Source organism: Trichocoleus desertorum AS-A10 (assembly GCF_039962155.1).
Classification (GTDB): Bacteria; Cyanobacteriota; Cyanobacteriia; order FACHB-46; family FACHB-46; genus Trichocoleus.
Map to the genome: position 1 here is coordinate 65,765 of NZ_JAMPKN010000012.1, position 13,559 is coordinate 79,323.

10 protein-coding genes are annotated in these 13,559 nt (G+C 49.5%); 5 read left to right on the forward strand and 5 right to left on the reverse strand.

All coding sequences use genetic code 11. The features are described 5' to 3' along the window. Nucleotides 1-55 precede the first annotated feature (55 nt). Nucleotides 56-1,549 carry an ABC transporter substrate-binding protein gene (locus NDA01_RS16705; protein ID WP_348228821.1) on the reverse strand — a complete coding sequence of 498 codons (1,494 nt, stop codon included), beginning with the start codon at nt 1,547-1,549 and terminating at the stop codon, nt 56-58. Nucleotides 1,550-2,224: 675 nt separating this feature from the next. Between NDA01_RS16705 and cysE the strand changes: the two genes are divergently transcribed. The 5 genes from cysE to NDA01_RS16730 all read left to right on the forward strand — a co-directional run bounded on the left by cysE (nt 2,225) and on the right by NDA01_RS16730 (nt 5,776). Next, a complete protein-coding gene (gene cysE / locus NDA01_RS16710; RefSeq protein WP_348228822.1) occupies nt 2,225-2,947 on the forward strand; it encodes a serine O-acetyltransferase in 723 nt (240 codons plus the stop codon). 138 nt (nt 2,948-3,085) lie between these two features. Continuing rightward, a complete protein-coding gene (locus NDA01_RS16715; RefSeq protein WP_348228823.1) occupies nt 3,086-3,673 on the forward strand; it encodes a Crp/Fnr family transcriptional regulator in 588 nt (195 codons plus the stop codon). Between the two features lie 149 nt (nt 3,674-3,822). Then, a complete protein-coding gene (locus tag NDA01_RS16720; protein ID WP_190441624.1) occupies nt 3,823-4,146 on the forward strand; it encodes a hypothetical protein in 324 nt (107 codons plus the stop codon). Nucleotides 4,147-4,398: 252 nt separating this feature from the next. Beyond that, nucleotides 4,399-5,004, forward strand: a complete 606-nt coding sequence (locus tag NDA01_RS16725) for a DJ-1/PfpI family protein (RefSeq protein ID WP_190441623.1) — start codon at nt 4,399-4,401, stop codon at nt 5,002-5,004. A gap of 13 nt (nt 5,005-5,017) precedes the next feature. Next, entirely contained in the window at nt 5,018-5,776 is a 759-nt protein-coding gene (locus NDA01_RS16730; RefSeq protein WP_348228824.1) for a ferritin-like domain-containing protein, read from the forward strand. Nucleotides 5,777-5,863: 87 nt separating this feature from the next. On the opposite strand, the gene fahA is transcribed toward NDA01_RS16730, so the two are convergent. From fahA to NDA01_RS16750, 4 genes are all read right to left on the reverse strand, one after another. Further along, a complete protein-coding gene (gene fahA / locus NDA01_RS16735) occupies nt 5,864-7,177 on the reverse strand; it encodes a fumarylacetoacetase (RefSeq protein ID WP_348228825.1) in 1,314 nt (437 codons plus the stop codon). A gap of 219 nt (nt 7,178-7,396) precedes the next feature. Further along, nucleotides 7,397-9,850, reverse strand: a complete 2,454-nt coding sequence (locus NDA01_RS16740) for an acyl-CoA dehydrogenase (RefSeq protein ID WP_348228826.1) — start codon at nt 9,848-9,850, stop codon at nt 7,397-7,399. 152 nt (nt 9,851-10,002) lie between these two features. Further along, entirely contained in the window at nt 10,003-11,184 is a 1,182-nt protein-coding gene (locus NDA01_RS16745; protein ID WP_348228827.1) for an acetyl-CoA C-acyltransferase, read from the reverse strand. 12 nt (nt 11,185-11,196) lie between these two features. Beyond that, nucleotides 11,197-13,539, reverse strand: coding sequence for a 3-hydroxyacyl-CoA dehydrogenase/enoyl-CoA hydratase family protein (locus NDA01_RS16750; protein ID WP_348228828.1), 2,343 nt, complete (start codon nt 13,537-13,539; stop codon nt 11,197-11,199). Nucleotides 13,540-13,559: the final 20 nt, after the last annotated feature.

The window sequence follows — 13,559 nt, forward strand, 5'->3', positions numbered from 1 at the left end:
GAACTCAGGCAATACCCAAAATAGACAAAGTGTGATGTTTCAGGATAAATACGATTTACTTAGCAGCGATCGCGGCGGGCTGAGCACTTTGAGCATAGAGCGTCTGTAGGCCATTAAAGTCAGCGACCTTAGCACCTGCTTTCTCGGCAAAGGCTTGGGCATCGGGTTCTAACAGGAAAGCCGCTACTTCATCACCGTTCTGCACGTAGAAGGACTTTTCGGCAAACAACTTCCAGCCATTGGTGCGATCGTGGACGAACATGACACTAGGGGTTTTACCCTCTTTTTTGAACTTGTCCAATGCCGTCACCATGTTTTTGATTGAGGCAAAGTTAACTACCTTATCCTCACCTTTGACCCAGACTTGAGCGGCTAACTTAGGCTCTGTAATCGGCTCTTGGGTCAGCGCATCTTTACCACCGATCACATTCTGATCAGCAAGAGTGCCAAGTTCCGCCTCACTCACGCCCAGTTCTTTAGTTGCCTGTTTCAGATAGCTGTCATCCGCCCAAGTTGCGACATCATCTGGATTGACACTGGCATCTAACTTGCCAATTTGCTTGAGGGTGGTGACGCTATTTTTGAGCGCTGTCAACTGGTAAGACTGAATTCTGGGATCAAGTTTCTGAATGCCAGAAGGCCCCAGAAACATGTAAACCACTTCTTTTTCAATCCCAGACCATTTCTGAATGTTGCTAGCTACAACTTCTGGCTGCTCGCGGAAGAGTTTGTTTGCTTCCAGCACGGCTTTGAGATAAGCCACCACAATTTCTGGGTTGGCTTCAGCAAAATCTGAACGCACCACTACCCCGTGAAAAGTGGGTGTGCCTGCTTGGGCACCATCCAAAATCTTGCGGGCGAAACCGCGAAATGGAAACAACTCGCCGTAAGGCACAAAGTCCGCATGGGCATCAATCTGGCTTTTCTGTAAGCTGCTGCCTCCCACTTCCGGAGACTGACTGACGAGCGTGACATCTTTTTGCGGGTCAATTCCTGCATCTTTGAGTGACTTCAGGATCATGCCGTGGGCCGAAGAACCGAACGGTACAGAAATCGTCTTACCTTTCAGATCTTGCAGCGTTTTGTAAGGGCTATCTTTGGGGACCACTACCGCGTTACCCGCGCCGTTGGGACTGTAAGCGAGGGTAGCAATGTATTTAGTTTTGACCCCATTTCCCTTCTTTTGAAATGTAGTGATGTTAATGGTAGAAGGGAAGTCTGCCATCATCCCAATATCAATTTGGTTCGCCAACATTTTGTTAGTCAATGGTGGCGCAGAAGTATAGCTAGACCACTCAATTTTATATTCTGTATTGGCGTATTTTCCGGTTTTAGGTAAGTATTTCTCTAGCAGTTTTTCTTCACGAATTACTGAACCACCTGTCACTGTATTGATGGTTTGATCTTGAGTGCCAATAGAAATACGAACTACTTTTTTTCCTGTATCAGCACCCGAGCTATTAGTAGCTTCTTTGGAACAGCCACTACTAAACAGTAAGGACACTGTAATCAAGCAGGAAACAGCACTTCTCCGAACAATTGAGTCCATAATTCACAGCAAGAACTAAATTTTGAGCAATGATTCAGTGGCTCTAGAAGTACAGGAGCTTACCTACTGCACTTGATTGCCGCCTGCCCCAAAGCGATGAATGTAGGCACTAACAGGACCTTCTCCAGTAGAATCTTAGGCAGTATACCTTGAAACTACGGTTAATCGATAGGTTTTTTGTAGTTAGTGCTTGATTAAGACAATGCCATAGGCAAAACCAAAGTTCAATCAAGTAGTTCAAGCTGCGAACTCAGTTAAATTTACTGACAGGAAAACCGCAAGTGTATAGCTTTCAAGCAATTCCGCTGACAAACCAATCCGCGAACGCTTGGCATCGATAAACAAAACGATTGAGTCAATATATTTCTTCTATAGAAATGCTCTATCTAGCTGAATGTTGTATCGCTAAATACAAGCTCTAAATAAAGTCAGGAATTTTTCATTCTACAGAAGCTAAATCTGAAGAATGACGGTTGTTTGGTGGAAGAGGAGGGGCGATCGCTCTCCACAATCACTGGTTTTCTAGGCCAGCTCGCTCTACAACTGCAAGGCATGATAGGATGTCATTGATCTAAAATACTATAACTTGATAGAGTTACCGTATATTTTATGCGGGTTTAGCTGGTTTCTTGTCTCCAGCGAAAAATACCTGAGCTTTTGAGAGGTCGAGCAACTATGGTGTTAGCGGATTTTCGGACAATTTATGAGCGAGATCCAGCGGCCCGGAATTGGCTGGAAATCTTGTTTTGCTATCCCGGACTTCAAGCTCTACAGTTCCATCGCTTAGCCCACTGGTTATATGGTCTGAAAGTGCCTTTGGTACCTCGACTCATTTCTCAACTCAGCCGTTTTCTAACTGGAATCGAAATCCATCCGGGAGCCGAGATTGGCAAAGGAGTCTTTATTGACCACGGGATGGGGGTGGTGATTGGGGAAACAGCCATAGTGGGCGACTATGCCTTGATTTATCAAGGAGTTACCTTAGGTGGAACGGGCAAGGAAACGGGTAAGCGGCACCCAACCGTAGGAGAGCATGTTGTGGTGGGCGCGGGAGCCAAGGTGTTAGGCAATATCCAAATTGGCCATCACACTCGGATTGGTGCAGGCTCAGTGGTGCTGCGAAATGTTCCTAGCTACAGTACTGTCGTGGGCATTCCTGGGCGGGTAATTCCTCAAGATCGTACAAGTGTGGGAATACCAGGCAATAGCGGCTTACGAGATGTGGAAGCGGAAGTAATTCAGCTATTGTTTGAGCGAGTTAAATTCTTAGAACAACAGATCGAGCAGTTGCAAGCGTCTGCTCCTTCACTTCCTGCCTCAACCCAAGCAGGGGTCTCAAGTGAGAAAGCCAACTCTGACTCGATGATTGAAGAATTTCTTAATGGAGCGGGTATCTAGCTTTCGTACCTGTCTTCTGAAGCTGGTTCTCAAGCTACAGATAAAAAACTTGAATAAACTCATTCAGATTTGCTATCAAAAAATTGACATTTATCTAAACCCCGGTTAGTCTATCGGGATATAGTATTTTTGAAGACTATGTCTATCTCCGTGCTACCTCGAACTCAAACCTCATCAACGAATTCCCGGCATTTTGCGCCGCGATCGCTGTTGCCTTTGGAAATGGAGAGCTGCTGGAAGATCGAGACGGGTGTAGTTAGAGCCTTGAGCTGGTTAGAGGATGGCACTGTCGTCACACTGGGCTTGTGGGGAGCAGGAGAAATCGTGGGCAAAACGTTAGCCCAAATCGATCCCTATCAATTGGAGTGCTTGACAAAAGTAGAGGCAACTCGCCTGCAAACCGACAATTGGCTGCAAACTCAATCCGCTTTGCTGGCTCATATTCAACAAGCTGGAGAGTTGACGCTAATTCGCAGCCATCGCCGCGTTGATATGATGCTGCTGAAACTGCTGAATTGGTTAGGCAAAAAGTTTGGTCGTCAAGTTGAGCAAGGACAACTGATCGATCTCCGCCTCACCCACCAAGATATTGCTGACATGCTCGGCTCCACTCGCGTCACCATTACCCGCACTCTCAATCAGCTAGAGCAACAGGGCTTGATTCGTCGTCTATCCCTTCAGCGCATTGTGCTGCAAGAAGAAGAGGTTTGGCACTATGAGATCTAGGGGAGATCTAGGGCAACCATGAGAGGGCCATAACGAGTAGATTTTGATGTGGGTCAGAAGTTAATCTTTAGGCGGATGCGAATCGTGTCAACTAGTAGCGAAACTATGTAGTAGTTGCCCCCTCCTAACCGCGATCGCGCCAGTTGTTCATGTCAACTAGATTTTTTGTATCCGTTGAAGAAAAAACACGGCTATTCCATGCGGAGCTGGTTAAAGCAGGGGTAGAGTATCAACAAGCAAGTCGGGTAGCCAAGGTTCTAGCCCAGAATCAGTTCGAAGAATCCTTGCCCCCTGAAGAAGCTCAACTGACTGAAGAAGCTTGCCGCATTTGGTTGCAGCATCGCCAGCGCCTAAACTTTATCGAACAAACTCTCGCTTCCTTTTCTGCCAAGCCAACTACTGAGATTTCTGCTACCAAGTTAACTGAGTCGAACTGCAAAAATTGTGCAGGTTCTAACCAATCGTTGGGTTGACGTTGCTAAAAGTTTGGCGGGTTTGGTAGAGGCGGGTCTTGTACCTAACTTTCCATGACTGGGACACTTACAAGCGGCACCGCTAGCACCTTTAAGGGTTGGGTGGTTATGGATGCGATCGCGAGCTAGCATGAATGAGTAGCACAACGATACAAGTTTTAACCAATGTCATCTATAACGCAGCAAACCGATTAGATTAGACATTAATTTAGAGCTGCAAGCATTCAGGGCATCTGGCAGGAGTTAATCACGATGGCAAGCAAGCAAATTTTGATGTTGGTGGGTGACTACGTCGAAGATTATGAAGTGATGGTGCCTTTCCAAGCGTTACAAATGGTTGGGCATACGGTGCACGCAATTTGTCCACACAAAGAAGCAGGCGACAAAATTCGAACCGCGATTCACGACTTTGAAGGTGACCAAACCTACAGCGAGAAACCTGGGCACAACTTTGAACTCAACGCCACCTTCGACTATATTGACGAAGCCAACTATGATGCCTTGGTGATCCCAGGGGGACGAGCACCAGAGTATATTCGCCTCAACTCGCGGGTGATTGAGATTGTGCGCCATTTTGCGGGTCACAACAAACCGATCGCGGTGATTTGTCATGGCCCGCAAGTCTTGGTAGCGGCTGGTGTGTTGGCGGGTAAGCGTTGTGCGGCTTATCCTACTTGCGCCCCCGACGTGAATCGGGCTGGAGGAGAATATGTAGAAATTGCTGTGCATGACGCGATCGCTGATGGCAATTTGATCTCAGCTCCTGCTTGGCCTGCTCATCCGCGCTGGTTGGCTGAGTTTCTCAAAGCCCTCGGTACCAAGATTGAGCACGAGCAGGAAGAGATGGCAGCTGTTTAATGTGAACTCCAGAATGAATATTTTTATTTATGCCCTCCATTTAGTCGGATCTGCGGCCACAGCGTATGTCTACGCTCGCCAAATTCGCGATCCCCTAACACGGCCTAATATTGTTGCGGGGTTTCAATTGGCTGAGTCGGGCTCTGTGCCGTTTCTAGAAGCATTACGCGATCGCGCCGCTGCCGAAGGAGATGCTTGGCTGGCGGAAAAGTTAGGCCGTCATGCCGCAGATGAACGGCGACATGGGCAAATTTTTGCTCAAGCACTAAAGCAACTCAACAAGCAAGTGATCGATTTCAAACAACTGGCGAAGCAATCCGAAGATCGCAAACCTGAAGAGCGCCGTAGTCCTTTCTTTGCTGCCTATTTTGAAGGCTATGCCCAGGCTGACCTAAAGCCAGAAAACATAGATTGGGCTGTATTTATGGCCAGTACGTATATTTTGGAACTCGATGCCAGCAAAGACTTTGCCCGAATGGCTCAAGTTCTCCCTGATGATGATCTACGGAGTGCCAGCCTAAAGAAAGGGATGTTCAGTATCGCTAAGGATGAAACTGGACATGCGGCTTATTTGTATGAAGCGCTAGAGCGTCGCTTACCTGCTGCTCAAGTGGCTGCACTCGTGGATGAATGGCGATCGCGCAAAGTTAATGCTTTATTGGCAATGGTTGGGAGCCTAGTACAGAAGAGTGGGCAGATGCCTTCCTTAGTGCAAGATGGCGCTCCCACAGAAGCCTCTTCTGAAGAACCCGCAATCCAGGTGGCAGCGTAACCGATCCTCCTGGTTAATTCAGAAAAATGCCTTGCACAATGTGAGATTGAAAGCTATAGGGCAATCCCTTGTGTTTGCCCTTAAACATCATCCTGTTACTCTCCCTTGGCAGGTGCCAAAACCAATGCGAGCATAACCAGCTCTTGCACAGTAACCCCGTAGAATCACTTCATCTCCATCCACCAGGAACGATCGCTGTTCTCCAGTGGGTAGTTCGATGGGTTGGGAGCCGCGTTGAGTAATTTCTAGCAAGCATCCTTGAGAGCCTGGTTCTGCCCCAGAGATAGTGCCACTGGCAAGCAAATCAGCAGGACGGAGATTACAGCCATTGCTAGCATGATGAGTAAGCATCTGAGCTAGGGTCCAATACATTTGCTGAAACGAACCCTGACTAAGCCGCAAGGGTGCAATGCCTGCTTCTCGCATTTGGGCAGAACATAGAGATACTTCTACAGTGATGGCAATGCCTCCCTGTTGGCGATCGCGCTCAGAAGCTAAGTAGGGTAAAGGTTCTGGATCTCCTTCAGGCCGCTGAAACGCTGGACTCCGAAAAGGAGCCAAAGCTTCTGTAGTCACGACCCAAGGAGAAATGCTAGTGGCAAAGTTCTTAGCTAGAAATGGGCCTAGAGGTTGGTATTCCCAAGCTTGAATATCCCTAGCCGACCAATCATTAACTAAGCACAGCCCAAACAGATAATCCTCAGCCTGATCGATGGCGATCGCCTCCTCTAATTCATTGCCAACTCCTATGAGAGCTCCGACTTCCAGCTCGTAGTCCAACATTTGACTGGGGCCAAAGCTCGGCGCTGTGGCTTCTGGTGGTTTGCGTTGACCGTTGGGGCGCTTGATGGTTGTACCGCTGACCACAATGGAAGACGCGCGTCCGTGATAAGCAATCGGTACATATTTGTAATTAGGCAGCAAAGGATTGTCGGGACGGAACAACTTGCCGATGTTGGTCGCATGAAAAATAGACGCATAAAAGTCTGTATAGTCCGCGATCGCGGCAGGTAATAGCATCTCTGCTTCCGACATGGGCAAGAGAAGATTGGGATTGACGGAAGCATCCTGCTGAGGCGATCGCAATAGTTCACTCAAGCGATGCCGTAACGTCGATGTCGCTTGATTGCCCAGAGCCATCAAAGCATTGAGGTTAGAGTCTACACAAGCTGCTTGCAGATCTCCAGGCAACTCTTCTAGAAGCCCACGTTCATGACACTGGAGGAGATCTAAAATTTGATCGCCGATCGCCACACCCAGCCGAGGATATTCAGTGCTATTGCGTCTGCGAAACACCCCCAACGGTAGGTTTTGAATGGGAAAGTCTGTATTGGGTTGGTTAGCGGACTCCACCCAACTCCGCAAATTTGGATCATGCGTGGCATTGATGGCAGAAGACATAGCACCTTAAACCTCACTTGTAGGGGCGTAGCATTTGAACAGTGATTAAAAGGGAAAACAATTGAGTGTTATTCCAAATGCTATGTCCTTGAGGACAGATCGAGACTATTGAGTTAGCTCAACTTTGCACTGGACAAAGCATTCAGATCAGAGTTTACAGTTGGTATTTCACACGGATGGCTGGATGCTTTGTCCCTACGAGTTTTTAGAAAGTGTGAATTATGCGTGATGCGTCAGTTCTTTGGTGGGCCAAGCGGTGAGTTGTGCGCCTTGCTGGTATTCCTCCAATGAGAAGGCATCTACTTGAATGGCTTCATTACGTGCAGATTCGGCTTCGCGGATTAGGGTGGCTTCTGTTGCTGTAATCACTCCAGATTCTAAAGCGGCATCAATCAGCTTTTCGGGCTTAGCAGGTGGGAGTTTACCATCGCGGATAGCCGCCTTAATGGTTTTGAGGATCGCTTCGGCTTGGATAGATAGCTGGAAGGCTTGTTCCAATCGTCCTAAGGCTTCATCAGGATGAGAAGGAACATAGATATTAGTGGTGAGGCGATCGCGTACTCCTTCGGGCATCTCCACCGCTTTAGCCAGTGTGCCGCCGAGTTCATCTGTTGGCAGGGTGCCGATAGGATTGAGCCGAGACCACCAAAGGATCGGCCCTCGGAACACTGGGCCAAGGATAGGGATTGATAGATTGACAAATAATCCTTCAAATGCCAGTTGAATTTGCGCAAAAGCATACTGCATTGACCAATGCACCAGAGGGAGATCTTCTGGGTTGCGTCCCTCTGCCTCAAAGCGGCGTAAGGTAGCCATACCTAGATACATCCAGGAGAGCACATCGGCAAAACGCCCCGTCAGCTTCTCCCGTCGCTTCAAGGAACCACCAAAAGCAATCAGAGCGATGTCTGTGAGGGTGGCAAAGGTAGCAGATGCCCAAGCCAGTTTGCGATAATACTGTGCCGTGGGGCCAGATACGGGAGATTGAGCCAATGTTCCACGGGAAAAACTTAGCGCAATCGACCGAATGGTATTGCGGACCATCAAGCCGATGTGATGCCAAAGCGCATGGTCAAAGGCGATCGCATCTCCCTCATTCAAAGCCGTAACTTCTTGATAAATGTAAGGATGGCAACGAATGGCTCCCTGTCCAAAGATCATCAAGGTGCGAGTGAGGATATTTGCGCCTTCTACTGTAATTGGGATGGGCATAGCGGTGTAGACGTTGGCTAAAAGGTTTCGCGGGCCTTTGCAAATCCCTGAACCGCCCAGAATATCCATGCCATCGTTGACTAACTTACGGGATAACTCGGTAAATTGATATTTGGCGATCGCGGAAACAACGGCTGGTTTTTCTCCGTTATCTACGGCAGCACAAGTATAGATGCGGGCTGCTTCCATGAGGTAGGTCAGCCCAGCAATCCGGGCTAGGGGTTCCTCCACGCCTTCAAACCGCCCAATCGATAGCCCAAACTGTCTTCGTACTACTGCGTGGGCACTAGTAACTCGCGTGACCAATTTGGCAATTCCGGTACAGGATGCGGGGAAACTGATGCCTCGACCTGCCGCCAAGCTTTGCATCAACATCTTCCAACCTTGGCCCGCCTGCTCACTGCCACCGATAATTTGGTCAATGGAAACGACCACATTCTGCCCTTCTACCGGAGAGTTGTAAAACGGCACTCCCATAGGATCGTGGCGTTTACCTAGTACTAGACCAGGAGTATCCGCTGGAATCAAGGCGCAGGTAATACCGACATTCTCACCCTTACCCAGGAGATTTTCGGGGTCACGGAGCCTGAAAGCCAAGCCGATTAGGGTGGCGATCGCACCTAAGGTGATATATCGCTTGCGGAAGTTCAACAGCAGATACAGTTTTTCGTCTCCACCCCGGAACACAATGCCTTCTGAGGTGATACTGGCAGCATCAGAACCAGCAGTAGGTTCGGTGAGGGCAAAACAAGGCATCTCCTCGCCTTTAGCTAATCGGGGCAGATAATACTCTTTTTGCTCTGGGGTGCCGTAATTCAGTAGCAGTTTCGCGGGGCCAAGAGAATTGGTGACTCCAACGGTGGCTGTATGGATAAACGATCGCGATGCTAATTTCACCATCACCGCACTGTAGGCCAAGTTGGAGAAACCCAACCCGCCGTATTCTTGCGGAATCATCATGCCGAAGAAGCGCTCTTGTTTGAGATAATGCCACACTTCTGGCGGCAAGTCTTTACGGCGATTGATCTCCCAATCCGTCGCCATCCGGCAAACTTGCTCTACAGGCCCATCTAGAAATGCTTGACTTTCGGTGGACAGTTCTGGATAGGGTTCACTGTTCATCCGTTTCAGGTCAGGTGCACCAGAGAAAAATTCTCCATCGACCCAAACTGTTCCTGCCTCGATCGCGGCTTTCTCGGTTTCAGAAATACTGGGCAATAGCTTCAGTGCTTGAATTGCTTTCATCAAGGGAACTGTAAGGAGCGATCGCCGCAACAGAGGGAGATTCAGCACCAAAGCTACAATTCCGAATCCTATCCACAGCCAAGTAGGGGCTTGAAAAACTGCCAAAACGCCTGCTGTATAGAGAGACCAAGCCCAAAGCGGCACTCCAACATAACCCAGAATTAAGAAGAGAACGAAGGAAAGAGAGAGGGCGATCGTGAATGGAATAGATATCATGGTTGTTCATCCAAATAAATGCGGATAAATGACCGATGATCGTTGTGCAACGGTAGGGGCGAAGCATTCGGTAGATTGCCATTGGAAGAAGCTGAAAATATTTGGTCCGAATGCTTCGCCCCTACAAAATGGCAACATCCCTCAAGTTTTGCTTAAAGCATCAAGTTTTCAATCACGCCAGCAGCGCCCATGCCGCCACCGACACACATCGTCACCAAGCCGTAGCGTACACCGCGTCGTTTCATCTCGTGGAGAATTGTAGCGGTGAGTTTAGCTCCAGTCATGCCGAGAGGATGTCCTAGAGCGATCGCGCCACCATTGACATTAATGATCTCCTCGTTGAGACCTAGTTTACGAATCACAGCTAGAGATTGGGCGGCAAAGGCTTCATTGAGTTCAATTAAGCCAATGTCATCTAGGGTTAAACCGACTTGTTTGAGCACCTTGGGAATTGCTTCTACAGGCCCAATTCCCATCACTTCCGGAGGTACGCCAGCCACGCTGAAACCTAACAACCGTCCCCTTGGTTTTACACCCAGCTCATCCATCTTGCGCTGGCTCATGACGATTGTGGCAGCGGCCCCATCGGACATTTGTGAGGAGTTGCCAGCCGTGACACTGCCTCCCATCCGGAATACAGAAGGCAGTTTGGCTAAAGCTTCCATGCTGGTATCCGCACGTGGACCTTCATCTACTTGGAAGACCATATCTACTGTTTTGGCTTCGCCATCTACATATAGCGTTTCGTGGATGGGAAGCGGAATCGTTTCTTCCTCAAATTTCCCTGCTTGAATGGCGGCCAAAGCTCGCTGGTGCGATCGCAGAGCAAAGGCATCTTGATCCTCGCGAGAAACGTGATACTGCTGCACCACATTTTCAGCCGTTAACCCCATTGTGCAGTAGACTTGCGGCGTTGAAGTCATCAGGTCTGGGTTGGGAACCATCGCATGACCGCCCATAGGGATCAGGCTCATGGTTTCTGCACCACCTGCCACCATTACGTCCGCTTGTCCTGTCATCACCGCTTGAGTCGCCATTGCGATCGTCTGTAATCCCGAAGCACAGAAGCGATTCACGGTGCAGCCTGCGACGGTGTCGGGTAATCCCGCCCGTTGAGCAATCACCCGTCCCAAGTTAAATCCTTGTTCAGCTTCCGGGAAGGAGCAACCAATGATGATGTCATCAATCTGCTTGGGTTCTAGTCCTTCGACTTTGGCGATCGCTCCCTTCACTGCGATCGCCCCCATATCGTCAGGACGCATGTTGCGGAGGGTACCGCGAGGCGCTTTGCCCACTGCCGTCCGAATGCTGCTCACAATATATGCATCTTGCATGGTCGTTTCTCCTTAGTTCCGCAGTGGCTTCTTCGTCTTCAACATGTGGGCGATCCGCTCTTGGGTTTTGGGTTGGCTGAGGAGCGGCAAGAAGTTCTCCCGTTCTAGGCGCAACAGGTAATCTTCATGCACTAGAGCGGGAGCGGAGAGCTCGCCACCTGTCATCACATAAGCCAACTTTCCTGCTAGGTAGCGATCGTATTCACTGGCAAAACCGCCTTGCTGGAAGACGTAGGCAATATGTTCTAGCATGGCTCTGGCAGGGCGACCCAAAACCATAATGGCGGTCTGCTCTGGAGGCGGCGCATACCCAGCGCGATCGAGATGGATGACTTCAGCTTTAGCCACTTCTAGGCGGTTCTCTCCAGTGATCAAAATTCGAGCATCGCAAGGGAGGTATCCCATTTGTTGGGCTTCGTAGGCACTGGTAGAAACCTTAGCCATCGCGATCGTTTCAAAAGCGGCCTTGAGGAACGGTTGAATGTCGCTGGGAGAATCGCTAGCAGCTCGTTCTGCCACTCGTGCCACAGTCCGCATGATGCCGCCTGCCCCTGGAATTAGACCCACGCCTACCTCTACCAAACCAATATAGGTTTCGGCGGCAGCAACGACATGAGGACAAGCCATGACTAGCTCACAACCACCTCCCAAGGCTCGCCCTTGCAGGGCAATGACTACAGGTTTGGGGGCATAGCGGATGCGCTGGAGAACTGTCTGGAACTCCACAATCAGGTCATCCAGCGCTTGTAAGTTACCCGATTGGGCGGTCATTCCCATTTCAGCGAGATTGGCACCGCCAGAGAAATGAGCGCTACCGTTGCCAATCACCATGCCTTTCAAGTCGTCCCGCTCTTCTAGGAGATCTAGAACCTCAGCTAACCCTTGTACTACTTTGAAGCTGAGGGTATTGCCTTTAGAGCGGAATTCATACAGCGCTACACCATCACCCAAATCCAGCAAAGCGGCTTCAGCATTCTGCCATAACGTCTTTTGGGGATCTGCTTTGATCTCTCCCAAATTGATTTTGTCCACCGTAGGGGCGAAGGATTCGGTCAATAATCCTTGCGATTGACTGCTATGCCTACTTCCGAATCCTTCGCCCTCCCTATACATGATTTCCACCCAGTCGGGCACCGAGATATTGGCTGCTTTCATATCTGCCAGTACGGTTTCAAAGCCTAGCATCTCCCAAATCTCAAAGGGGCCAACATCCCAGCCAAACCCCCAGCACATAGCTCGGTCGATATCAGCAGGGCTATCAGCAATTTCAGGGATACGACGGGCGCTATATCCGAGTAAGTCCAGTGTGGTGGTGCGGAAGAACTGCCCTGCACGACCAGGATCTTGGTACAGAGCTTGCAGGCGATCGCTCAAACCTGAAACCTTACCCAACTTCTCTACCTCGCCCAAATCCATCGGCTTAGTAGGCTCGTAGCTCATCATCTCTGGATTAACCGAGAGAATTTCACCCTTCTGTTTTTTGTAAAATCCCTGTCCTGCTTTGGCTCCGATCGCCCCTGCCATAACGAGTTTGTGCAGGACTTCTGGCACCCGGAACATCTCGCGGCTTTCATCGTGGGGAATGGCAGGATAAAGGTTCTTCGTCACATACATCAGCGTGTCCAGCCCCACCAAATCAGCGGTGCGGAAGGTGGCTGATTTGGGTCGTCCTACCAGAGTCCCGGTGAGAGTATCGACCTCCTCAATGGTGTATCCTTGCTCCGTCCATGCTCGTAAGCCTTGCATCGTGGCATACATGCCAATGCGGTTGGCGATGAAGTTGGGCGTGTCTTTGGCAATCACCACACCTTTGCCTAACCGTGTTTCCCCGAACCAGCGCATGCGTGCGACTACTTGCGGAGCGGTTTCTGGAGTCGGGATGATTTCTAGCAATTTTAGATAGCGGGGTGGATTGAAGAAATGGGTGCCTAAAAAGCGTTGGCGGAAGGATACTGATCGACCTTCCGCGATCGCATGGATTGGCAATCCACTGGTATTAGTAGAGATAACGGCATCTGACCGCATGACCGCTTCCAGCCGTTGCATCAGTTGTTGCTTGATGTCTAGATTCTCAACAACAGCCTCAATGACCCAATCTACATTGGCTAGACGATCAAAATTTTCTTCAAAGTTACCCAGGATGACGCGATGAGCCACCTTATCCGTAAAGAAGATCGGTGGAGATAGCTTGCGGGCTTTCTTAAACGCGCCTTCTACTAAATCATTTTTATTCCCTGTCTTGGCAGGTAGATCCAATAGATGCACAGTTAAACCGATGTTGGCGAGGTGAGCAGCAATCTGGCTTCCCATTACACCTGCACCCAGGACGGCGGCGGTTCGAAATGGCTTAAACATTGAGGAACTCTCCCTTGCGT